Below are 23,019 nucleotides of genomic sequence, written 5' to 3' on the forward strand. Positions count from 1 at the left end.
CCTGTCATGACCATTCTTTCGTACCCGGATTTCCTGCAAACAACCAGTCGTATCCTGCTGGAATCACAGAATGTACCGAGGCACAACGCCATATTGCTAATTGAGTTTGAACGATTACCCGAACTGGACGGCGTGCTGGGGTATCGCGTGGTGGATGATCTTGTCGGCCAGGCCGCCGGGATGATCCGGCATGCACTTAATCCGCAAGATATTGTCGGCACGGTCGGGCGCTATCAAATTACCTGTCTGCTGACAGATCTGCTGACAGATGAGCACGCGAGTCTGGCGGCAAGCAAGATTATGAGAGTCCTGGCGCAACCGCTTCTGCTGAATGAACATCGAATCAATCTGTTTAGTCGTATTGGAATCGCAATCAAGCATTCATGCAACTCCTGCATTGATCAGCTCATGCGTACCGCCAACCTTGCCCTGCATGGTGCCCGTGCCGAGCGCGAACCGGTTAAATTACTGGTGGAACAAAGTACGGATTCCCAACCTATGGGCATTGATCTGTTGTCTGATCTGGAAGTAGCGATAGAAGCTGGCGAGATTTTTCTGGTTTATCAGCCTAAATTTGATATTGCCTGTGGCCGGATTACCTCCACGGAGGCCTTGCTACGCTGGACACATCCGCAGCAAGGCGCAATACGGCCGGATAAATTGATTCAACTGGTGGAAAGTACACCTTTGATGACCAAGCTGACACTGTGGATCATGAATACCGCGTTGCGGCAGTGTAGTGAATATCGCCGTAGCGGGCTGGATGCCGGAGTATCGATCAATTTTTCAGCCGAGGATCTGCGTGATCCGGAATTGGCTGATCTGGTTTCGCAAATCCTTGCGCTGTGGCAGGTTCCCGCCGAGGTCATCACTATTGAACTCACCGAGACAGCCGTGATGGAAAACGATGCGCATGCGCTGCAGGTGTTGCACCAGTTCAAGGAGATTGGACTTAAATTATCGATGGATGATTTCGGTACCGGTTATTCCTCAATGGCACGGCTGCTACAGGTTCCGCTGGATGAAATCAAGATTGATATGCTATTCGTCAGAAACATGCTGAAGTCACGCATGCATGAGCGCATTGTCGATACCATGATCAACCTCGGACATCAGCTCGATTTACATGTGGTGGCAGAAGGAGTCGAGGATGAGGCCACCTACGCCCGCCTGCAGGAACTGGGCTGCGATACCATACAAGGCTACCTGATCGGGAAAGGCATGCCGCTGCCAGAACTGATCCAGACCGCCCGCAACCAGATTTTACCCCCTGCCACCAGCGAGAAACAGGCATCATCCGGTGGCTGAGCAATCCACACCTCTTTCCATTTTTTGGTTCAGAAGGGATCTGCGCCTGACAGATAACACCGCCCTGATCAAAGCACTGGCGGCAGGCAAACCGGTATTGCCGGTTTTTATTTTTGATTCCAATATTCTGGCCGGATTGCCGCGAGATGATGCGCGAGTCACGTTCATTTTCGACACATTGCAAACCTTAAACGCGCAACTGAGAGAAAAATTCAACAGCGGTATCGCCTTGTTTCATGGTAACCCCCTGGTAATTTTTGAACAGCTGTTACATGCATACCAGATTGATGCCGTCTACGCCAACCAGGATTACGAGCCATACGCACGGGAGCGCGATGCTGGGGTACGCCAGCTGTTGGAAGCCCATCGGGCAAAATTCTTCAGCTATAAAGACCATGTTCTGTTTGGGACGGACGAAATTGTCAAGGCGGATAACCAACCCTATGTCGTCTACACTCCTTACCAGAAACGCTGGATAGCTCATTGGCAGGAAATGGCCAGCCACTCGGAACCAACAGAACGAATTAAACCGAAATGGGGAAATCTGGTGAAAGGGCAACCGCTGCCCCAGCTCACGCTCGCTCAGATCGGTTTTGAGCGCTCCACGCTTACGGTTGCGGATTGCCATGTCGATGCGCCATTGTTGCGGGCTTACGGTAAAAATCGTGACTTCCCGGCGCGGGAACATGCTTCCCGCCTGGGGCCACATTTGCGCTTTGGTACGGTCAGTCTCCGTCAGATCATGCAACAGAGTGTTCAGGCAGAAGCGGAGATATTCATCAACGAACTGATCTGGCGGGAGTTTTTCAGTCAGATTTTGTGGCATTTTCCACACACGGTTAACCAGAGTTTCAAATCACGCTACGACCACATCACATGGCGTAACGATGAAAATGAATTTAGACGCTGGTGTATGGGTACAACCGGGTATCCACTGGTAGACGCCGGTATGCGGCAACTCAATACTACTGGCTACCTGCATAATCGTGTACGCATGGTAGCAGGCAGTTTTTTATGCAAGCATCTCCTGATCGACTGGCGCTGGGGAGAAGCCTATTTTGCGCAAAAACTACTTGATTTTGAACTGGCAAGCAACGTCGGTAACTGGCAATGGGTCGCGGGGTGTGGTGTGGATGCGGCGCCCTATTTCCGGATATTCAATCCGGGCACTCAGGCTGAAAAATTTGATCCTGACTGGCGCTATATTAAGAATTGGGTTGAAGAGGTTCATCAACCGTCCTATCCACCGCCCATTGTCGAGCATAATTTCGCACGCCAACGCTGCCTGGCAGTCTATAAAAAAGCTCTGGGCGTATCTCAATCTTCAGGTTGAACAGCCTGCTTGACACTCATCTGCTGCCTGCGTCTGGATAATCGCCCCAGCTCAAAATGAATAAAGGCCAGCGCGGTGAGAGTGGGTGAAAAAAAATTCAGGATAGGAACAAACTGTATCAGCCCGGTGAGCAATCCCAAACCCCAGCGTGCCGGGCGATCAGCAACCAGCAGTTCGTCGAGCTCCGCTTTTTCTGCGTGTTCGGTCAGCGCATCATAGCAAAACAGCCGTTGATTCATATAAGTCGCCGCCAGTAAAGGCACCAGCAGGCCAATACCAATAAACCATAACGGTAGCGTGACGACCCAAATCAGGATAAATACTGCAAAAGTTGACGCGACCGCACGCAAGCTGCCGACAACCGACCCACCGTGTGCACGATCCATATCCGGGTAATAACGTTTGGCGACGAAATTGACCAGTTCCTGCATTGCAAACAAAGCGGTGAGAATCATGCTGGTAACAATAATCAGAATGGTAAAAATCAACACATTGATAACAGATTCAACCCCATCAGCAATGGTCTGCAGACGAGAGGCCTCTAACCAGTTTTGCCAATCGGCAACGGGTAGATTTACCAAAATCCAGCCGGAAGCAGGCGTCCAGAAATAAGCACCCACTACCCACCAGAAGATACTCGCCACCAGCAAGGGCCAGCTCCATAACCAGAATATACGCGGGTGAAAAAGATTGACCGTTGCGCGCATGAGCGCATTAACCACGCTGGACATTGAATTTCCTTAGCTAAATCTACAGGGTTGCTGCAAAGTTGAATTTAGATTTTATGAAGCACGTCGATCTTTTATCGGCTAATATAACCTAAAATTCTGCTCCAAACTGATACAGCGTAAGAGTGCGCGCCCTTCCCTTTTTCAGAGGCATATCAAATGAAAAATATAACCTGGCTTTACCTTTCTCTGATTCTGGCTGGCAACCTCTATCATGATGCCTTATGGGCGGGTCGCGGGCATCACCATGCCGGCGGACATCATCACGCTGGTGGACACCGCTCTCATTTTGGGGGAGGCTATGGTATCGGTAGACATTATTCAGGTAGTCGACATATCCACTCAGGGCATCGTTCCAGTTTTTATGGTGGGATTTCCTTTGGCAGCGGGTATGGTGGTTTCAGCCGGGGTTATCCGAGCTTTGGAATCCAATATCGCCGCCCCTACTATCGCGGCAACTACTACGGCAGTGGTTTTTTTGGATCCGCATGGCCGGCACCTGTTTATCCTTACGCCTATCCACCAGTAATAACCATGCCCGCCACCCCGCCGGTCTATATCCAGCAACCGCCGATCGTCCAGCCCTCCCCACCTGCGGTTGTTACCCAGTCAAATTACTGGCATTATTGCGAACAACCTGCCGGTTATTACCCACAAGTCAAGAACTGTCCGGGCGGCTGGATCCAGGTTCCGCCCCGCCACGACGAATAACATAGGAGTACAGTCTGATGAAAAATACTTCCCGGTTGTCTGTTTTATCGCTGGCAATAGCTCTGGTCGGCTGTGTGCATATTCCATCCGGACCAGGCGTTATGGTTTTGCCGGGTAACGGCAAAAACTTTGATCAGTTTCGCAATGATGATTTTATGTGCAGGCAATTTGCCAGCCAGCAAACCGATTACAACACACCCAGAAAAGCCTCTATTTCAAGTGGCGCGGAAAGTGCAGTAATAGGCGCTGCCCTCGGTGCCATTGCCGGCGCTGCTCTTGGTGGTGGCCGGGGTGCCGCGATTGGCGCAGGAACAGGTTTGCTCGGTGGCGGGCTGGCGGGTAGCAGTAGCGCGCAATCTTCCGGATCAATCAGTCAGGAACGCTATGATGTTGCCTATATTCAGTGCATGTATGCCAATGGACATCAAGTGCCTGTTTCTGCACGATTCCAGGGGGTAGGCAATGCCGCTGGCTATCAGGCGCCTGCTCAACAGCCGCCTTCCAATAGATACATTCCCCCACCGCCAAGGGGTAATCCACCGCCGCCGCCACCTTACTGAAAGAGTAGCTGCTGATTCTGGCGGCAAGCAATCAGTTACTGTCACTAGAACGAAAATTGTTTGTTGAGATTAATCATAACTCAATAGTTTTTTATCAACCATGAAAGGGAATATGAAGATGAATACTGATGACGTTTTCCAAGTTGCTGCAAAGCTTTTTAAAGACAGACTCGACACAGATAAAGACGGCCAAATTGAGTTAACAGAAATTTCTTCGGCATTGTTTAGTCTCTTCTCAAACGACAAAGGTAAGATTGATCTCGCTTCCCTGGTCAGCAATATGAAGGGTGGCGACATGAGATCGATTGCTGAATCCTGGTTGGGCGATGGTCCCAATAAAGCGATAGAAACCAGTCAGATTTCAGAAATATTCGGTAACGATAAAATTGCCGCATTTGCCAGGCAATTAGGTATTTCTCAAGATGATGCGGCTACAAGCCTGGCTGAAGCCGTGCCTGTTGTCGTAGATAAATCCTCCCGTGGCGGCACTTTGCTGGACATGGTCGGGGGTGCGCCGGGGATTATTGGCTTACTGAAAAAACTGTTTCGTTAGATTGCACCCGTTAGTTGCAGTCAATCCAGGTGACTGAATTCCGATTCTTGTCACCTGTTTCTTTTGGATTATCACACTAACTTTACCTGCATTTAGTTCTATCTGCACCCTTCCACTTAAGCTGTCAGCCGTTTCAGCATTCAAAAGCACGAACTCAAAAATACAGTCTCCTACCTGACTTCTTCATTGATATAAAAGGATATCTCATGTTTGACAAAAACAACAACACACAACACAAATGGCGTTTTTTTCGTTCCGGTGGATTCGATCAGGTTCGGCTCGAAACCGCATCAGATTTAACCTCGCTGGAAACACTCGATCCCAAGCTCTGGGCGGCGCTGAGCTGTCCTGCCAGCAATCTCGAATTTGACGACAGAACGCTTGCCCTGATCGATACGGATGGTGATGGCCACATCCGTGTTCCGGAAGTGCTTGCGGCAATCAACTGGGCAACCTCTCTGCTCAAGCATCCGGAAGATATCATGCGCGGTGCAAATGCGCTGCCACTCGATGCCATTGATGACAGCACTTCCGAAGGCAGGTTGCTGCACAATTCAGCCAAACAGATTCTGACGAATCTTGGTAAAACGCAGGAAACAGCGATTACGACAGAAGATACCGCCGATCTCAATGCAATCTTTGCCAGCACAACATTCAACGGTGATGGCATTGTTCCCGCGAGTGCGGCATCTGAAGCGGATACACAGGTGGTGATTGAAGACATCATAACCTGCGTCGGCTCGGAAGAAGACCGCTGCGGCTTACCTGGCATTTCCCAGGAAAAAGTTGATCTGTTCTTCTCGGATGCGCAAATCTATAGCAAGTGGTGGGCTGAAGCGGATCAGGATACAAAACGGGTATTTCTGCTTGGAGAAAAAACTGAAGCTGCTCACACTGCGTTCAATACAGTTATGGTCAAAATAGATGACTATTTCACGCGCTGCCGCCTGGCCGAATTTGATCAACGTGCCAGTGAACCATTGAATCCACTTCTGACCGAATACATGGCATTGGCCAGTACTAACCTTTCTGCTGTATCAGAGCCACTGGCGGTGCTGCCCATCGCCAAAATTGAAGCTGGCAAACCGTTGTCGCTCCAGTCCGGCATCAATCCCGCCTGGGTAGATGCCATGGCTGTTTTTCAGGAGGCTGTGGTCGCTCCGCTGTTGGGCCATACCGATGCGTTAACCGTAGAGAACTGGAAGAAAATAAAAGATAATTTTTCAGCCTATCAGGCCTGGCTGGGCGTCAAGCCAGCCACAGCGGTTGAATCTCTGGGGATTGCACGTATACGTCAGATTCTCGATGGCGGCTATCAGGAAAAAATAAATGCGCTCATCGCCAAAGATGCGGCTTTTGCCGATACCGCAGATACCATTGATTCTGTTGACCGGCTGATCCGGTACCATCAGAATTTGTTCAGATTGTTAAATAATTTTGTATCCCTGCGTGAATTTTATACCCCCGGCGCGCTGGCCATTTTTCAGGCAGGCGCACTTTATATTGATGGACGCAGTTGCCATTTCTGTCTGCGTATTGCCAATATTGACCAGCACAGCAACATGGCCAATCTGAGTGGCATATACCTCGCCTACTGTGAGTGCAGGCGACGCGAAGGGGATGAAAAAATGTTTATTGCCGCAGCCTTCACTGATGGGGATGCCGACAACGTGATGGTCGGCCGTAATGGCGTTTTTTATGATTGCAAGGGTCAAGACTGGGATGCCACCGTCGTCAAAATAATAGAACATCCCATCAGCGTCCGTCAGGCGTTCTGGTATCCCTACAAACGCATTGGCAAAATGATTGGCGAACAAATTGAGAAAATGGCCAGCGCACGTGAAAAAGCCGTTCAGGATCAAGCCGGCGCCGGTATTGCGGATGTTACCCAAAAAACCGGAGTGGGTAACGCACCCAACGCCCCTTTCGATATTGGTAAATTTGCCGGGATTTTTGCTGCCATCGGTCTTGCGGTTGGCGCAATCGGCACAGCGATTGCCTCGATTGTTTCCGGACTGCTCAGTCTGGCATGGTGGGAAATACCGCTTGCTTTTCTGGGTATTATTTTGCTGATATCCGGCCCATCAGTCTTGCTCGCCTATCTCAAGCTGCGCAAACGCAACCTCGCACCCCTGCTGGATGGTAATGGCTGGGCAATCAACACACGCGCCATTATCAATATTCCTTTTGGCGCTTCCCTGACACAAATGGCCGCGCTGCCACCAGGCGCAAAGCGCTCGCTTGCAGATCCCTTTGCAGAAAAGAAACAGCCATGGAAGTTTTATTTGATCATGCTGGCCCTGCTGACGGGTGTCTTCCATGCCTGGGATAAGGGCTACCTGCATCAGGAACAATTACAGGCAATATGGCAGCGCATCAACCCCGAGAAAAATGGAATCAATGCAGAGATTAAAAAATCCGAACCCGAGCCGGCAACAGAAAACCCACAAACGGATGTTGATCCCCAGCCCATTGTGAAGGAAGAGCCGCCCGAAGCAGCCATGATTCCACCCTCTCAGGCCGTACCAGCACCCAAACCGGTCAATCCATAAACATCGACAAATAACCAAGGAAAGTGCCTTGCTTTACGCAGGCATCGCACTTTCTTTTCTGTTGAATTTGTGGGCATTAGCGCTGCAGCGCCTGTATCGGCGGAATGTAATCATAACCGTGCGCCAGTGCTACTTTCTCATAAGTCACCATTCCCTTATGCACATTCAGTCCGCAACGGAGATACCCGTCTTTGCGCAGTGCTTCGAGACCATGATCCGCCAGTCGCAATGTAAATGGTAAGGTTGCCTGATTGAGGGCAAAGGTTGAAGTTCTTGCTGCTGCGCCAGGTATGTTGGGTACGCAGTAGTGCACGATGTTTTCTTCGATGAAGGTTGGATGATCATGCGTTGTAGGGTGTGATGTTTCAAAACACCCCCCCTGATCAATGGCAACATCGACCACGACCGATCCGGACTGCATCAGTCGCAAGTATTCGCGTGTCACCAGCTTTGGCGCCGCTGCGCCCGGAATCAGCACACTGCCGATGACCAGATCGGCAAGGGTGAGCTGTTGCTGAATATTGTCAGGACTGGAGTATACAGTTTCGATCTGGCTGCCAAATAATTCGTCCAGATGCCTGAGCGCTTCCAGATTCTGATCCAGTACGATGACACGCGCTCCCAGTCCCGTCGCGATTCGCGCTGCGTTATGGCCGACGACACCCCCACCGATAATCACCACCTTCCCGGGTGCAACGCCGGGTACGCCACTGAGCAGGATGCCGCTGCCACCTGCAGACTTTTCCAGGCAATGCGCGCCAATCTGGATCGACAGGCGACCTGCCACTTCAGACATGGGTGCGAGCAACGGCAATCTACCCTGTAAATCAGTCACGGTTTCATAAGCGATGCAGCTGGCGCCGGATGCAATCAGATCGCGGGTTTGTTCCGAATCAGGCGCAAGATGCAGATAGGCAAACAGGATCTGCTCACGCCGCAACATCTTGCGCTCGCCTGGCTGTGGTTCTTTGACTTTAACAATCATATCCGCGCCGGTATAGACCGCTTCAGCGCTATCTACAATACAGGCACCCGCCCGCTGGTAATCCTGGTCATGCAGGTTGATGCCGACACCAGCATCATGCTCGATCAATACCTCGTGCCCGCGTCTGCTCAGCTCCGCGACAGCGGCAGGAACCAGACCAACCCGATACTCATGATTTTTGATTTCCTTTGGCACGCCAATACGCATTCCTGACTCCGCTGTAATTACTGTTGCCCGGATCGGGCGATCATTTCGTGGCGCAACAATGCTGATATAAGTAGCAGGTGAATCATGGCCTGCCTGCTATCATCGACCATGACGAGTGTCATAACACTCAAATAACTTCCGTCTTTTCAATAATAACGTCTTCCAGCGGGACGTCCTGGTGACCAGCTTTATTGCCGGTCTTCATCTTTTTGATGGCATCAACCACTTCCTGGCCATCGATCACCTTACCGAATACACAATATCCATAACCCTGCGCCGTGGGACCGGTATGGTTCAGAAATTGATTGTTAGCTACATTGATAAAAAATTGTGCGGTCGCCGAGTGCGGGTCACTGGTGCGCGCCATCGCAATGGTATAGGTTTCGTTGTGCAGACCGTTTGCAGCTTCATTCTGAATGGGCGCCAGGGTGTTTTTTTCTTTCATCCCCGGCGCAAAACCTCCACCCTGAATCATGAAACCGTCAATGACACGATGAAACACCGTGTTCTCATAATGGCCGTTTTCAATATAACGTAGAAAATTCTCAACCGTGGCTGGTGCCTTCTCACTGTCGAGCTCAAGGGTGATAACACCATGATTTGTGTGCAATTTGATCATTCTTTATCCTATATATACGGGTTTAATCGGCGTCGGTATTTGTGGAAAGCAATTTGACTCTCTCAATGATGACAATACTGCGAGGCACATCGCTGGCAAAAGGACCCTGGGCACCGGTAGAGGTCAGCGCAATTTTGTTGACCACGCTCATTCCGGATATCACTTTACCAAAGACGGTATACCCGTAGCCACGCTGCGTGGGGGCGGTGTAATCAAGAAAACCGTTATCCGCAACATTAATAAAAAACTGTGACGTTGCGGAATGCGGTTCGCTGGTACGTGCCATTGCGATGGTGCCCAGGTTGTTTTTCAGGCCATTGACAGCTTCATTTTCAACGGGTTGCCGCGTCGGTTTTTGTACGAAATCCTGACCGAATCCACCTCCCTGTATCATGAAGCCCGCTATAACTCGATGAAAAATAGTACCATTGTAAAAATTATCCTTCACATAGGCCAGAAAGTTTTCAACTGTTTTAGGTGCTTTCTCTGGGTAGAGCTCCAGCTGAATGGATCCATGATTTGTTTGAATTTCCACTCTGGGATTGGCTGCAAAAGCATAGCTACTAAAGATCAACAGCGACACTAATATCCAACGAAAATCAGCTGTCTTACTGATGGTTGCGGGCAAAGCAATCCGCCATCTGGGGAAGAAATTATTCATTATGTTATACTCAAAAAGTTTATTCTGAATGCTAAAAGCGATCTGAAGCACGCGCTGGCAGGCGATTAGCAGACTTTTGTGTTTTTTACGCAATTTTGCACAATCGTATACCGATACCGCCAAAAACTTTACCAACCGTCCAATCATACCGATAAATTCATCAATTTACATGCCAGCCTCGAAACTGAAAATTTATAACACGCTCGCCAGAGTCAAGCAGGAATTTGTGCCCATGACACCGGAAGAAGTCAAACTGTATGTCTGTGGCATGACAGTCTATGATTACTGTCATCTCGGCCATGCAAGGGTGCTGGTAGTATTCGACAGCGTGGTGCGCTGGTTACAGACACTGGACCTTAAAGTAATTTACGTGCGCAATATCACGGATATTGACGACAAGATCATTCAGCGCGCGCTGACAAACGGAGAGTCCATCAGGAACCTGACTGATCGCTACATTCAGGCGATGCAGGAAGATGCGACTGCACTGGGTATCGCGTCACCTGATTTTGAACCGCGCGCGACCGAGTGCATTGACCATATGATTGCGATGATTACCGCACTGCTGGCAAAAAACCTCGCATATACCGCAGATAATGGCGATGTGTATTATGCCGTACACAATTTTCCATATTACGGCAAACTATCGGGCAAATCGCTGGAAGATCTGCGTGCAGGTGAGCGGGTAGAAATTGATGGGTACAAACGTGATCCACTCGATTTCGTTCTATGGAAGGCGGCCAAACCAGACGAGCCCAGTTGGGATTCGCCGTGGGGGAAAGGCCGCCCAGGCTGGCATATCGAATGCTCGGCGATGAGTGAACATTATCTCGGTGTGCAATTTGATATTCATGGTGGCGGCCAGGACTTGCAGTTCCCTCATCATGAAAACGAAATTGCCCAGAGCGAGGGAGTGCACGGCCACCAGCACGTCAATTACTGGATGCACAATGGCTTTGTGCGGGTAGACAATGAAAAAATGTCTAAATCACTCGGTAATTTTTTTACGGTACGTGAGATATTGGCGCGCTATCAGCCTGAAGTGGTACGTTTTTTTATTCTGCGCGCGCATTATCGCAGCCCTCTCAATTATTCGGATACTCATCTGGACGACGCCAAAAATGCGTTGGAACGGCTTTATACCGCACTCAAAAATCACGATGGCGCAACAGTGGCGATTGACTGGGAGCATGATCCCTACGCGCAGCGCTTTATGGCTGCAATGAACGATGATTTCAATACGCCAGAAGCAATAGCCGTACTGTTTGATCTGGCGAGTGAAGCAAATCGTACTGGCGACATTCAATATGCCGCGCTACTAAAAACTTTGGGCGGCGTGCTCGGCCTGCTGCAGCAACCTCCCCAGCAGTTTTTTCAGCAACATACTCATTCACAAAGCGATGAACTGACGCAAGCAGCAATCGAACTCCTGATTCAAAAACGCATACAAGCGCGCCAGGATAAAGATTTCGCCAAAGCAGACACTTTGCGCCAGCAGTTAAGTGAAAATGGCATTATTCTCGAAGATGGCCCTCAAGGCACGACCTGGAAGCGAGCATAACCAGAAATCACTACAGTGAGGCATGAGGGATGACACTGCAAGAGAGTAAATCCCGAAAATAATGTAACCGTCCAACGCTCCCATCTACGCAATCACAATTTTCTGGATTATTCTCCTCTGCATTACCTTACAGGAGGATAAGCCATGGCATTACAGGATGATAAGCAAAAGCATATCAGCAACTGGCAGGCGAGCGGTTTGTCGCAGGCAGCCTATTGTCGGGCGCGGGGGTTGAATGCGAAGACGTTTGGGAATTGGTTGCGCGCTCACCGGCGCGGGCGCGATGATATCAAGCTGCCAGCCTTGATTCCGGTTGCGATCAAGCCGACAGCAGCGTCAGTAGAAGTATTGCAGCTTCGCTGTCGCGGTACGCATGTGCTGGAATTACCACTGAGCGTTTCCCCGCGATGGTTGGGAGAATTGTAACCGTCCAACGCTCCCATCTATCTTTCCTGCTGTTTAAGTGATTGAATGAACGCTGGTGTAAGTGGCAGCAATTCATCGATGCGGTTATTGGGCCAGGTCGGTAGTCTGGCGAGGGTGTCTGCAAGCCATGCGGCGGGATCGAGTTTGTTGAGTTGCGCGGTACCGAACAAGGTTTGAATGGCAGCGGCGCGTTGACCGGCACGTTCCGATCCGGTGAATAGCCAATTCTTTTTGCCGATTGCGATCGGGCGGATGGTGTTCTCCACCGGGTTGTTGTCGATCGGAAGAGAGCCGGTTTGTGCGTAGCGGATGAGACCTGGCCAGCGTCTGAGGGTATAGTCGAGTGCTTTGGCGGAGCCGCCGCCATTTGCGGTCTGGCTACGGGTTTGCATCAGCCAGTCATGCAATGCATGCAGTGCGGGCAGGCTTCTGTCTGCCCGCAGTTGCAGACGATCTTCGATGCTCAGGTCTTTGCCTTCTGCTTCGATTGCGTATAAGACGCTGATGCGCTGTATCGCTGCCAATGCCATCGTGCTGGCATTGGCCTGGTACAGGTCAAAGAATTTGCGTCGCGCATGCGCCCAGCACGCCAATTCGACGCAAGGCGATGTGGCTGTGGAAAAAAGTGCTTTATACCCAGCATAGTCATCGACCATCAGGTGTCCTTGCCAATTTTGCAGAAAGTGCCGCGCATGCTGACCGCTACGGCCAGCTTGATAGTCGAAGACGATGATACGCGGCCCGGGTTCAAGATCATTGCTGCGGTAGGCCCACAGGTAGGCTTTACGGGTTTTGCCGCGACCGGGTTCCAATTGTGCAACTGGTGTTTCATCGGCATGCAGCGTGTTGCCCTGCAGTAGATGCCAGGTTAGGCGATCGACCAATGGTTGCAGGGCTACGCCGGTACGGCCTACCCATTCGGCCAGGGTGGAACGGGGCAGCGTGACCTGGTCACGGGCAGCAATCTGCTCCAGGCGATAAAGTGGCAGGTGATTCAGGTATTTGTTTGTCATCACCCAGGCAAGCAGGCCCGGGGCGGCCATGCCGCCATCGATGACTGCCGGTGGCACGGGTTCTGCCGTGATGGTTTCACAGGATTTGCAGGCGTACTGTGGGCGAATGTGGCGATGAACGAAGAATCTGGCGGGTTCCACGTCAAGCTGCTCGGTGATGTCTTCTCTGATATTAGTCAGATCGCAACCGCATCGGTCACATTGGCAGGATGCGGGTTCATGCCGGTGTTCGATGCGCGGCAGGTGATCTGGCAGCGGCTGACGACCGGCGCGGGTACGCGGCACTTTGGTGGCATTGGGGGTTGGTGTGCTGTTGATCTGTTCGATTTCAGCCTCAATGGCCGTGATATCGGTCAGCGCCGATTCTTCAAACAAAGAAAGCTGCCTGGGTGACAAGGCAGACAACGCTTCATTTTTCCTGCCAAATCGGATACGGCGCAGATGCGCCAATTCCAGGGTGAGCGCCTGAATCTTGAGTTCCAGCGCATAAACTGTCTGCTGTGTTTGCTGGGTCAGATCAAGCTGAAATGCCTGAACCAGATTGACCACCTGTTGTTTGGTGGCCGTATCGAGGTTGAGTTGATCCAGTTGCGCCAGTGAATTCATGAGATGAATTATACCACGAAATCGCAATCAACCGCCTGTTAATAAACAACTATTACATATTTTCTACACCTGAAAATGCCATTGTGGCCGCGCCGATAAACGCCGCCAGTCTACGCCGGCAATCAACCATTCCCACTGCGATAGCGCTAACTCGACACACGCCGCATCCTGCCTCGGCCAGACAAACCGCCCCTGATGCAGGCGGCGCTGACATAACCACACCCCCGTGCCATCCCACAGCAAGACCTTGATGCGATTGCCCGCGCGATTGCAGAATATGAACGCCGAACCCGCGCAGGGCGGGTGACCCAATACCTGCTGCACAATCATCGATAAGCCATCCATGCCGCGACGCATATCCACCGGATCGACCGCCAGCCAGATCTTACCCGCGTGCGCAATCAACCCAGACATGACAGCAATTCTCCCAGCCATCGCGGGGAAACGCTCAGTGGTAATTCCAGCACATGCGTACCGCGACAGCGAAGCTGCAATACTTCCACTGACGCCGCTGTCGGCTTGATCGTAACCGGAATCAAGGCTGGCAGCTTGATATCATCGCGCCCACGCCGGTGAGCGCGCAACCAATTCCCAAACGTCTTCGCATTCAACCCGAGCGCCCGGCAATAGGCTGCCTGCGACAAACCGCTCGTTTGCCAGTTGCTGATATGCTTTTGCTTATCATCCTGTAATGCCATGGCTTATCCTCCTGTAAGGTAATGCAGAGGAGAATAATCCAGAAAATTGTGATTGCGTAGATGGGAGCGTTGGACGGTTACGGAGAATTGCTGTCATGTCTGGGTTGATTGCGCACGCGGGTAAAATCTGGCTGGCGGTCGATCCGGTGGATATGCGTCGCGGCAGTAACCGTCCAACGCTCCCATCTATCTTTCCTGCTGTTTAAGTGATTGAATGAACGCTGGTGTAAGTGGCAGCAATTCATCGATGCGGTTATTGGGCCAGGTCGGTAGTCTGGCGAGGGTGTCTGCAAGCCATGCGGCGGGATCGAGTTTGTTGAGTTGCGCGGTACCGAACAAGGTTTGAATGGCAGCGGCGCGTTGACCGGCACGTTCCGATCCGGTGAATAGCCAATTCTTTTTGCCGATTGCGATCGGGCGGATGGTGTTCTCCACCGGGTTGTTGTCGATCGGAAGAGAGCCGGTTTGTGCGTAGCGGATGAGACCTGGCCAGCGTCTGAGGGTATAGTCGAGTGCTTTGGCGGAGCCGCCGCCATTTGCGGTCTGGCTACGGGTTTGCATCAGCCAGTCATGCAATGCATGCAGTGCGGGCAGGCTTCTGTCTGCCCGCAGTTGCAGACGATCTTCGATGCTCAGGTCTTTGCCTTCTGCTTCGATTGCGTATAAGACGCTGATGCGCTGTATCGCTGCCAATGCCATCGTGCTGGCATTGGCCTGGTACAGGTCAAAGAATTTGCGTCGCGCATGCGCCCAGCACGCCAATTCGACGCAAGGCGATGTGGCTGTGGAAAAAAGTGCTTTATACCCAGCATAGTCATCGACCATCAGGTGTCCTTGCCAATTTTGCAGAAAGTGCCGCGCATGCTGACCGCTACGGCCAGCTTGATAGTCGAAGACGATGATACGCGGCCCGGGTTCAAGATCATTGCTGCGGTAGGCCCACAGGTAGGCTTTACGGGTTTTGCCGCGACCGGGTTCCAATTGTGCAACTGGTGTTTCATCGGCATGCAGCGTGTTGCCCTGCAGTAGATGCCAGGTTAGGCGATCGACCAATGGTTGCAGGGCTACGCCGGTACGGCCTACCCATTCGGCCAGGGTGGAACGGGGCAGCGTGACCTGGTCACGGGCAGCAATCTGCTCCAGGCGATAAAGTGGCAGGTGATTCAGGTATTTGTTTGTCATCACCCAGGCAAGCAGGCCCGGGGCGGCCATGCCGCCATCGATGACTGCCGGTGGCACGGGTTCTGCCGTGATGGTTTCACAGGATTTGCAGGCGTACTGTGGGCGAATGTGGCGATGAACGAAGAATCTGGCGGGTTCCACGTCGAGCTGCTCGGTGATGTCTTCTCTGATATTAGTCAGATCGCAACCGCATCGGTCACATTGGCAGGATGCGGGTTCATGCCGGTGTTCGATGCGCGGCAGGTGATCTGGCAGCGGCTGACGACCGGCGCGGGTACGCGGCACTTTGGTGGCATTGGGGGTTGGTGTGCTGTTGATCTGTTCGATTTCAGCCTCAATGGCCGTGATATCGGTCAGCGCCGATTCTTCAAACAAAGAAAGCTGCCTGGGTGACAAGGCAGACAACGCTTCATTTTTCCTGCCAAATCGGATACGGCGCAGATGCGCCAATTCCAGGGTGAGCGCCTGAATCTTGAGTTCCAGCGCATAAACTGTCTGCTGTGTTTGCTGGGTCAGATCAAGCTGAAATGCCTGAACCAGATTGACCACCTGTTGTTTGGTGGCCGTATCGAGGTTGAGTTGATCCAGTTGCGCCAGTGAATTCATGAGATGAATTATACCACGAAATCGCAATCAACCGCCTGTTAATAAACAACTATTACATATTTTCTACACCTGAAAATGCCATTGTGGCCGCGCCGATAAACGCCGCCAGTCTACGCCGGCAATCAACCATTCCCACTGCGATAGCGCTAACTCGACACACGCCGCATCCTGCCTCGGCCAGACAAACCGCCCCTGATGCAGGCGGCGCTGACATAACCACACCCCCGTGCCATCCCACAGCAAGACCTTGATGCGATTGCCCGCGCGATTGCAGAATATGAACGCCGAACCCGCGCAGGGCGGGTGACCCAATACCTGCTGCACAATCATCGATAAGCCATCCATGCCGCGACGCATATCCACCGGATCGACCGCCAGCCAGATCTTACCCGCGTGCGCAATCAACCCAGACATGACAGCAATTCTCCCAGCCATCGCGGGGAAACGCTCAGTGGTAATTCCAGCACATGCGTACCGCGACAGCGAAGCTGCAATACTTCCACTGACGCCGCTGTCGGCTTGATCGTAACCGGAATCAAGGCTGGCAGCTTGATATCATCGCGCCCACGCCGGTGAGCGCGCAACCAATTCCCAAACGTCTTCGCATTCAACCCGAGCGCCCGGCAATAGGCTGCCTGCGACAAACCGCTCGTTTGCCAGTTGCTGATATGCTTTTGCTTATCATCCTGTAATGCCATGGTTTATCCTCCTGTAAGGTAATGCAGAGGAGAATAATCCAGAAAATTGTGATTGCGTAGATGGGAGCGTTGGACGGTTACAAAATAATGGGGCTTAAACTTATTCGTACAGCGCCTGACGAATAAGTTTGGACTATGTGGAATATATTTCCCGGTTAATTTTTTCCAGGATTTTCAGCGGCTCGGCTGCCTGCGTAATTGGACGCCCGATTACAAGGTAATCAGCGCCATTTCGTATTGCTTGATGTGGTGTCGCGACTCTAACCTGATCATTCCGGTCACCGTCGGCAAGTCGAATCCCTGGAGTAACCAGTAAAAACCCTCCTGTTAGGCCTGACGACCGCAACTGCGCAGCTTCCAACGCTGAGCAAACTACCCCGTCAAGCTCGCACTGCTGCGCTAACAGAGCGAGTCGATGGACTATCTGTACCGGAGTACCAAATAAACCAATCTCATCAAGATCTTCACGCTGCAAACTGGTTAGTAGCGTAACTGCGATCAGTTTGATATTTTTTTTATGCAAGGCTTCGCGACAGGATAACAACATCTTCTTGCCACCCAGTGCATGAACGTTAATCATCCACACACCAAGCGCCGCTGCTGCTGCACACGCCGAGGCTGCTGTATTGGGAATATCGTGAAATTTTAAGTCGAGAAATATCTCAAAGTCCAGTCGCATCAATTCCTCAATCAATTGTGGGCCGGCACGAGTAAACAGTTCCTTCCCCACTTTTATGCGACAAAGGCTGCGATCCAATCGTCTCGCAAATTCCAATGCTTCTACCTGACCAGGGAAATCAAGCGCCACAATAATACGAGGATCGCCCACACTTATTTCCGGTTCTGTAATTGTTGTACCAAACAAGAAAAATAGCCGCAGAAGCTACCAGCAAAAAAACAGATAAATAAAATGACAATCATGGGTAATTCCCACTCGATACCGAAATAATAATGTATCGCTGTCATCTCCGAATTTTTTACCGCAAAACTGAGCAACAGGAAGAAAATGGCCAAGCGTAGTAATGTAGTCAGCATGCGTGTCATTTTTTATGAAATCCATATCAGCCAGATCATCCCATTAATTTTGGGGTCTACTTAAGTAGTATTCTTCTCAAGATAAAACCATAAGGAAATGATTTTATTATGTATAAAGACAAGAAACCCGTTCGTTTACCCCATCATGTTTCTTTACGATACCTTGCGGCCGGATGCTGCTTATTACACCAAAAACTTGAGGTTTATTGCAACACCCGGTTGCTCTCAAAGAATATTACCAATCGACAATTAAATTATTTGACCCAACCCACTCCCTGATTCCTACTTTTTACTTTCGCTGGGAATCGCATCAATGAGTTCACGCATTTTTTTTCCAGCTTTGAAGTGTGGAACATATTTTGCGGGTACCTGAACTTTCTCTCCAGACTTAGGGTTCCGACCAATGCGTGCTGGTCGGAAGTTAAGATCAAAGCTGCCAAATCCTCGAATCTCGATACGCTCCCCCTTAGACAGACTGTTAGCCATCGCATCGAGCATAATTTTAACGATTAATTCGGCATCTTTAGCCAAAAGCTGCGGAAAGCGTTCAGCCAACCTGAATACCAGTTGAGATTTTGTCATGGTGCATCCTTATTGTTCTTCAGAACTTTTACCGTCATCCGCTCCGGAAGCCTTGCTCTCAATCTTGGCCCTCAGCAATGCACCAAGGTTGGTCGTTCCTGCATTGGCCGGAGCAGGCGATGAAGCAACTACTTTCACCGCTTTATCTTCTTCTTCTTTTAATTTCGATTTAACTGACAAACTGATATTACGGGTCTTACGATCAATATTAATGATTTTAGCTTCAATCTCATCACCTTCCTTTAGTTGCAGGCGAATATCTTCAACTTTATCGTGCGACAATTCGGATGCGCGCAGATAACCTTCTACATCTTCAGTCAGCGCAACAACTGCGCCCTTCGCATCTACGGATTTAACGACACCCTTAACAAGACTGTTTTTATCATTTGATGCCACATAAACGGTAAAAGGATCGCCTTCCAGTTGCTTAACACCCAGCGAAATTCGCTCTTTCTCAACATCAATGGACAATACAACCGCTTCGACTTCGTCTCCCTTTTTGAATTCCAGAATCGCTTTTTCGCCAGGCTGTATCCAGGAGAGATCAGACAAATGCACCAGACCATCAATATTACCAGGCAAGCCAATAAACAAGCCAAAATCCGTAATCGATCTAATCTGTCCGCTCACTTTGTCTCCCTTCTCGTGAGTCAGCGCAAATTCATCCCATGGATTAGGTTTGCATTGCTTCATACCCAGAGAAATCCGTCGACGATCTTCATCAATTTCAAGAATCATTACCTCAACCTCATCACCAAGCTGAACGATCTTGGATGGATAAATATTCTTGTTCGTCCAATCCATTTCCGAAACATGCACCAATCCTTCTATTCCCTGCTCTATTTCAACAAATACACCGTAATCCGTCATATTGGTCACTTTGCCAAACAGACGGGTACCATGTGGATAACGACGTGATAGACCGACCCAGGGATCTTCCGTTAACTGTTTCATTCCCAGAGAAACACGATTTTTCTCTTTATCAAATTTTAGTATTTTAGCGGTGACCTCGTCCCCAACACTGATCACCTCACTAGGATGCTTAACACGTCGCCATGCAAGATCGGTTATGTGCAGCAATCCATCAATACCACCCAGATCAACAAACGCACCATAATCCGTGATATTTTTAACAATCCCCTGTACTGTTGCCCCTTCTTCCAGGTTTGACAGTAACGCATCACGATCCGCACCCAAAGTTGCCTCGAGAACAGCTCGCCGTGAAACCACTACGTTATTACGCTTACGATCAAGCTTAATAACCTTGAATTCCATTTCCTTATTTTCATAAGGTGTCATATCCTTGACAGGCCGGACGTCCACCAAAGACCCTGGCAAAAATGCACGAATACCGTTAACAGTTGCAGTCAAGCCACCCTTAACCTTGCCGTTGACCATGCCGGTTACAATCCTGCCCTCTTCCATGGCCGTTTCCAGATCAAACCAGGCACTCAAGCGCTTGGCTTTATCTCGTGATAACCGGGTTTCTCCATAACCATTTTCCAGTGCTTCAATGGCAACACTGACAAACTCCCCTACCTTCGCTTCAATTTCGCCTCTGTCATTCTTGAATTCCTCAATTGGAATATAGCTCTCTGATTTCAAACCAGCATTAACAACCACAAAATTAAAATCAATGCGAATAATTTCAGCAGTTATTATTTCCCCGACCCGCATTTCTTTTTGCGAGAGGCTTTCTTCAAAGAGTTGCGCAAAACTTTCCATAGAACTTGTCACGCTGGTAGTAGCAGTAGTCATTATTAAAAAATACCCGATCGTAAAATGAATATCCCAAAAAAAACTTAATCAGGATAGGTTAGTTAAAAAAAACAGCGAGCTGCCACCAAGTGCAGCGCTCTGTGCTTGTAAAATAAAATATATAAACACTAAGTTACTGGATTTTCATGCGCTCTGGCATGTGATTTTGCTACAGCATAGCTGTCCAACACCTGCCCAACTGCTTCATCTATTGACAAATTGGATGTATCGAGTAGTTGCGCATCTGCCTGTTGCTTCAATGGTGACGATACCCGATCACTATCGCGCTGATCGCGCTCCCGTAACATTTGCAGCAAGTTGGGCATGTTAGCATTAATACCTTTTTCCTTCAACTGCTTATGACGCCTGTTTGCACGCTCCTCAACGCTTGCTGTTAAATAGATTTTAAGCGTTGCATCAGGAAAAACTACTGATCCCATGTCGCGGCCATCCGTAACCAGTCCCGGTAATTTACAGAAATCTCGCTGCCGTTGCAGCAATGCGGCTCGCAAAGCTGGAAAATGGGCAATTCTGGAAGCAAATTCACCACAGGATTCGGCACGTATCGCATCGTCAACATCTCGTCCATCCAGCCAGACAAGGGAAGCCTCGAAAGAAAAATTAATCTGCCTCGCAATTTCTGCCAATTGCACCTCATCGCTGGCACTTATGCTGTCTTGCAAAGCCCGCAGCGCTACCAGCCTGTATAGTGCACCACTATCCAGATAGTGAAATCCGAGTTTTTGGGCCACCAGTCGAGCAACAGTTCCCTTGCCAGAAGCTGAAGGACCATCGACGGCGATAACAGGAACAGCTAAGTTATTCATATTCAGATTGACTCAACTTAATGATTAAACTTGGAAAATTTCAGGTATCGAAATGGGCCAGCATTTCAAATTGCTTAAAATACTCTGGAAAGGTTTTGGCTACACAATCAGGATCCAGGATACGTATTGGCACACCCAGCGAGATTAGCGAAAAACTCATTGCCATGCGGTGATCATCATAGGTGTTAATCACAGCACCCGCATTAGGGGAACCATCAGGCGGAGTAATGCGTATAAAATCCTCGCCCGATTCAATTTTTGCACCCAATTTACTCAATTCAGCCGACATTGCCGCAATTCGGTCGGTTTCTTTCACCCGCCAGCTGCCAATATTTCTCAGCGTGGTGGTCCCTTGCGCAAACAGGGCCGCTGTCGCCAACGTCATTGCCGCATCAGGTATATGATTGCAATCCATATCGATCGCCACCAGCTGCTTACCGGTAACAGACCGGCGTGGTGAGCTGCATTCAATCCAGTTATCGCCCATTTTGACACACGCCCCCATCTTTTCGAGAGCCTCAACAAAACGAATATCTCCCTGTTGACTCGCACGTCCCACCCCCTCTACACGCACGGGCCCGCCTGCAATTGCACCCGCCGCGAGAAAATAAGATGCTGAAGAGGCATCTCCTTCAATCTGAACATTGCCAGGGCTGCGGTAGACCTGCTCGCCAGCCATACTAAAACGCTGCCAGGATTCATGCTCGACGCACACCCCAAAACGTGACATTTGCTGCAAAGTCAATGAAACATAGGGTTGTGATATCAATAAGCCATCAATTGTGACCACCATTGATTTCCCTGTCAGCGGCAGTGCCATGAGCAAACCACTGAGGAATTGGCTGGATATATCTCCTTTAATTGTCATTGCACAAGGCTGGATGCTTGCCGGATGAATTTCAATCGGCGGAAAACCAGCTTGCCCCGAATAATTTATACTAGCCCCAATTTGGCGTAGTGCATCCACCAGATCTTCGATGGGACGCTCATGCATCCGTGGCACACCAGCTAAATAATAATGTCCATGCATCAGCGCCAGCACTGCTGTCAACGGTCGAAACGCCGTGCCTGCATTACCTAAAAAAAGTCGGGCCTCCCTGACCGGAAACTCCCCCTGACAACCTGTTACCTCAACATCACCCTCTTCAGAAAATTTTATATGAGTCCCCAGCGTCTTCAAGGCAGTCAACATTTGACCGGTATCATCTGAATGCAACAATCCTGAAATAGTAGTTACACCCTCAGCCAAAGCGGATAACAGCAATATCCGATTGGAAATACTTTTTGAACCGGGCAAACGAATTACACCGCGCACTTCAGGGATTAAAGGAAGATCAAGCCAATTCATGTGGCGCTCACCAACATTATAAAATTACTCGCAATTTGCACACCATTTGAAGTATCTCAAAGAAATTCTGAAACAACTTCTTTGGCTGTGCAATGTCTATCATCACCCGCGCAGATCACATACAATATGCTGCTTTCAGGGAAACACCATTCAATGAATCACATTTTTAACAACAACGAGGCCAATTAATGGAAGACTCTTATCTAAGCACTCTAATCTATTCAATTCTGGCGCTACCAATCGTATTCGGAATACTCTATTGGATCAAAATTCGCAGGGATGCTCGTCGCAACGAATCAGGCGAGGTTGAGTACACCAGCGTTGCACAGGCTATCGGTTTCCTGGTGGTTGAGGGCTTAACAGTTGTGGCCAGTCTGGCCATTATGATCGCAGCAATATCCGGAATTGTCCGATATATTATGGTCACTTTCTCCTGACCGAACAAGGCGGCTCGTTATAAGC

General features: G+C 50.0%; 25 protein-coding genes. 9 read left to right on the forward strand and 16 right to left on the reverse strand.

What is annotated here, in order from left to right:
- Positions 1-6 precede the first annotated feature (6 nt).
- A complete protein-coding gene (locus IPG31_08490) occupies positions 7-1,308 on the forward strand; it encodes an EAL domain-containing protein (protein MBK6618382.1) in 1,302 nt (433 codons plus the stop codon).
- Entirely contained in the window at positions 1,301-2,641 is a 1,341-nt protein-coding gene (locus IPG31_08495) for a deoxyribodipyrimidine photo-lyase (protein MBK6618383.1), read from the forward strand. Before IPG31_08490 ends, IPG31_08495 begins: the two co-directional genes overlap by 8 nt.
- On the opposite strand, the gene IPG31_08500 is transcribed toward IPG31_08495, so the two are convergent.
- Positions 2,626-3,372, reverse strand: a complete 747-nt coding sequence (locus tag IPG31_08500; protein ID MBK6618384.1) for an EI24 domain-containing protein — start codon at positions 3,370-3,372, stop codon at positions 2,626-2,628. The two genes, IPG31_08495 and IPG31_08500, sit on opposite strands and share 16 nt — an antisense overlap.
- Positions 3,373-3,528: 156 nt before the next feature.
- On the opposite strand from IPG31_08500, the gene IPG31_08505 reads away from it, so the two are divergent.
- The 4 genes from IPG31_08505 (at position 3,529) to IPG31_08520 (ending at position 7,745) form a co-directional block, all read left to right on the forward strand.
- The gene (locus tag IPG31_08505) at positions 3,529-4,080 is read left to right on the forward strand and encodes a hypothetical protein (protein ID MBK6618385.1); all 552 of its coding nucleotides are present in this window, start codon (positions 3,529-3,531) and stop codon (positions 4,078-4,080) included.
- Positions 4,081-4,097: 17 nt separating this feature from the next.
- Positions 4,098-4,640 carry a hypothetical protein gene (locus IPG31_08510; GenBank protein ID MBK6618386.1) on the forward strand — a complete coding sequence of 181 codons (543 nt, stop codon included), beginning with the start codon at positions 4,098-4,100 and terminating at the stop codon, positions 4,638-4,640.
- Between the two features lie 118 nt (positions 4,641-4,758).
- Positions 4,759-5,193, forward strand: a complete 435-nt coding sequence (locus tag IPG31_08515) for a DUF937 domain-containing protein (GenBank protein MBK6618387.1) — start codon at positions 4,759-4,761, stop codon at positions 5,191-5,193.
- Between the two features lie 206 nt (positions 5,194-5,399).
- Complete coding sequence (locus IPG31_08520; protein ID MBK6618388.1) at positions 5,400-7,745, forward strand: hypothetical protein; 2,346 nt, start codon at positions 5,400-5,402, stop codon at positions 7,743-7,745.
- 76 nt (positions 7,746-7,821) lie between these two features.
- On the opposite strand, the gene ald is transcribed toward IPG31_08520, so the two are convergent.
- From ald to IPG31_08535, 3 genes are all read right to left on the reverse strand, one after another.
- Positions 7,822-8,937 carry an alanine dehydrogenase gene (gene ald / locus IPG31_08525; GenBank protein MBK6618389.1) on the reverse strand — a complete coding sequence of 372 codons (1,116 nt, stop codon included), beginning with the start codon at positions 8,935-8,937 and terminating at the stop codon, positions 7,822-7,824.
- 127 nt (positions 8,938-9,064) lie between these two features.
- Positions 9,065-9,556: a peptidyl-prolyl cis-trans isomerase gene (locus IPG31_08530; protein ID MBK6618390.1), complete on the reverse strand. Its 492-nt coding sequence runs from the start codon at positions 9,554-9,556 to the stop codon at positions 9,065-9,067.
- A 22-nt stretch (positions 9,557-9,578) separates the two neighbouring features.
- The gene (locus IPG31_08535; protein ID MBK6618391.1) at positions 9,579-10,217 is read right to left on the reverse strand and encodes a peptidyl-prolyl cis-trans isomerase; all 639 of its coding nucleotides are present in this window, start codon (positions 10,215-10,217) and stop codon (positions 9,579-9,581) included.
- Positions 10,218-10,386: 169 nt separating this feature from the next.
- Here IPG31_08535 and IPG31_08540 point away from each other — a divergent pair, with 169 nt between their 5' ends.
- The gene (locus IPG31_08540) at positions 10,387-11,778 is read left to right on the forward strand and encodes a cysteine--tRNA ligase (GenBank protein MBK6618392.1); all 1,392 of its coding nucleotides are present in this window, start codon (positions 10,387-10,389) and stop codon (positions 11,776-11,778) included.
- Between the two features lie 144 nt (positions 11,779-11,922).
- Positions 11,923-12,204, forward strand: coding sequence for an IS66 family insertion sequence element accessory protein TnpB (locus IPG31_08545; protein MBK6618393.1), 282 nt, complete (start codon positions 11,923-11,925; stop codon positions 12,202-12,204).
- A gap of 17 nt (positions 12,205-12,221) precedes the next feature.
- Here IPG31_08545 and IPG31_08550 read toward each other — a convergent pair whose 3' ends face one another.
- The 12 genes from IPG31_08550 to aroA form a co-directional block, all read right to left on the reverse strand.
- The gene (locus tag IPG31_08550) at positions 12,222-13,823 is read right to left on the reverse strand and encodes an IS66 family transposase (protein ID MBK6618394.1); all 1,602 of its coding nucleotides are present in this window, start codon (positions 13,821-13,823) and stop codon (positions 12,222-12,224) included.
- Between the two features lie 63 nt (positions 13,824-13,886).
- Positions 13,887-14,237 (reverse strand): IS66 family insertion sequence element accessory protein TnpB, encoded by a 351-nt coding sequence (gene tnpB / locus IPG31_08555; protein MBK6618395.1) that lies wholly within the window; start codon positions 14,235-14,237, stop codon positions 13,887-13,889.
- Positions 14,225-14,521 carry an IS66 family insertion sequence element accessory protein TnpB gene (locus IPG31_08560; protein MBK6618396.1) on the reverse strand — a complete coding sequence of 99 codons (297 nt, stop codon included), beginning with the start codon at positions 14,519-14,521 and terminating at the stop codon, positions 14,225-14,227. The genes tnpB (IPG31_08555) and IPG31_08560 overlap by 13 nt, the downstream gene beginning before the upstream one ends.
- A 186-nt stretch (positions 14,522-14,707) precedes the next feature.
- Positions 14,708-16,309, reverse strand: coding sequence for an IS66 family transposase (locus tag IPG31_08565; protein ID MBK6618397.1), 1,602 nt, complete (start codon positions 16,307-16,309; stop codon positions 14,708-14,710).
- Positions 16,310-16,372: 63 nt separating this feature from the next.
- On the reverse strand, positions 16,373-16,723 hold the full coding sequence (gene tnpB, locus IPG31_08570; GenBank protein MBK6618398.1) for an IS66 family insertion sequence element accessory protein TnpB: 351 nt from the start codon (positions 16,721-16,723) through the stop codon (positions 16,373-16,375).
- Positions 16,711-17,007 (reverse strand): IS66 family insertion sequence element accessory protein TnpB, encoded by a 297-nt coding sequence (locus IPG31_08575; GenBank protein MBK6618399.1) that lies wholly within the window; start codon positions 17,005-17,007, stop codon positions 16,711-16,713. The genes tnpB (IPG31_08570) and IPG31_08575 overlap by 13 nt, the downstream gene beginning before the upstream one ends.
- A 133-nt stretch (positions 17,008-17,140) precedes the next feature.
- Positions 17,141-17,836, reverse strand: coding sequence for an orotidine-5'-phosphate decarboxylase (pyrF, locus tag IPG31_08580; protein ID MBK6618400.1), 696 nt, complete (start codon positions 17,834-17,836; stop codon positions 17,141-17,143).
- A 2-nt stretch (positions 17,837-17,838) separates the two neighbouring features.
- Positions 17,839-18,051, reverse strand: a complete 213-nt coding sequence (locus IPG31_08585) for a LapA family protein (GenBank protein MBK6618401.1) — start codon at positions 18,049-18,051, stop codon at positions 17,839-17,841.
- Between the two features lie 273 nt (positions 18,052-18,324).
- Positions 18,325-18,624: an integration host factor subunit beta gene (locus IPG31_08590; protein ID MBK6618402.1), complete on the reverse strand. Its 300-nt coding sequence runs from the start codon at positions 18,622-18,624 to the stop codon at positions 18,325-18,327.
- A gap of 9 nt (positions 18,625-18,633) precedes the next feature.
- The gene (rpsA, locus tag IPG31_08595) at positions 18,634-20,382 is read right to left on the reverse strand and encodes a 30S ribosomal protein S1 (protein ID MBK6618403.1); all 1,749 of its coding nucleotides are present in this window, start codon (positions 20,380-20,382) and stop codon (positions 18,634-18,636) included.
- 128 nt (positions 20,383-20,510) lie between these two features.
- On the reverse strand, positions 20,511-21,209 hold the full coding sequence (locus IPG31_08600) for a (d)CMP kinase (protein MBK6618404.1): 699 nt from the start codon (positions 21,207-21,209) through the stop codon (positions 20,511-20,513).
- A gap of 40 nt (positions 21,210-21,249) precedes the next feature.
- Complete coding sequence (gene aroA, locus IPG31_08605) at positions 21,250-22,557, reverse strand: 3-phosphoshikimate 1-carboxyvinyltransferase (GenBank protein MBK6618405.1); 1,308 nt, start codon at positions 22,555-22,557, stop codon at positions 21,250-21,252.
- Positions 22,558-22,745: 188 nt separating this feature from the next.
- Here aroA and IPG31_08610 point away from each other — a divergent pair, with 188 nt between their 5' ends.
- Positions 22,746-22,994, forward strand: coding sequence for a hypothetical protein (locus tag IPG31_08610; GenBank protein MBK6618406.1), 249 nt, complete (start codon positions 22,746-22,748; stop codon positions 22,992-22,994).
- Positions 22,995-23,019: the final 25 nt, after the last annotated feature.

This window comes from Nitrosomonas sp. (genome assembly GCA_016703745.1).
Lineage (GTDB): Bacteria > Pseudomonadota > Gammaproteobacteria > Burkholderiales > Nitrosomonadaceae > Nitrosomonas.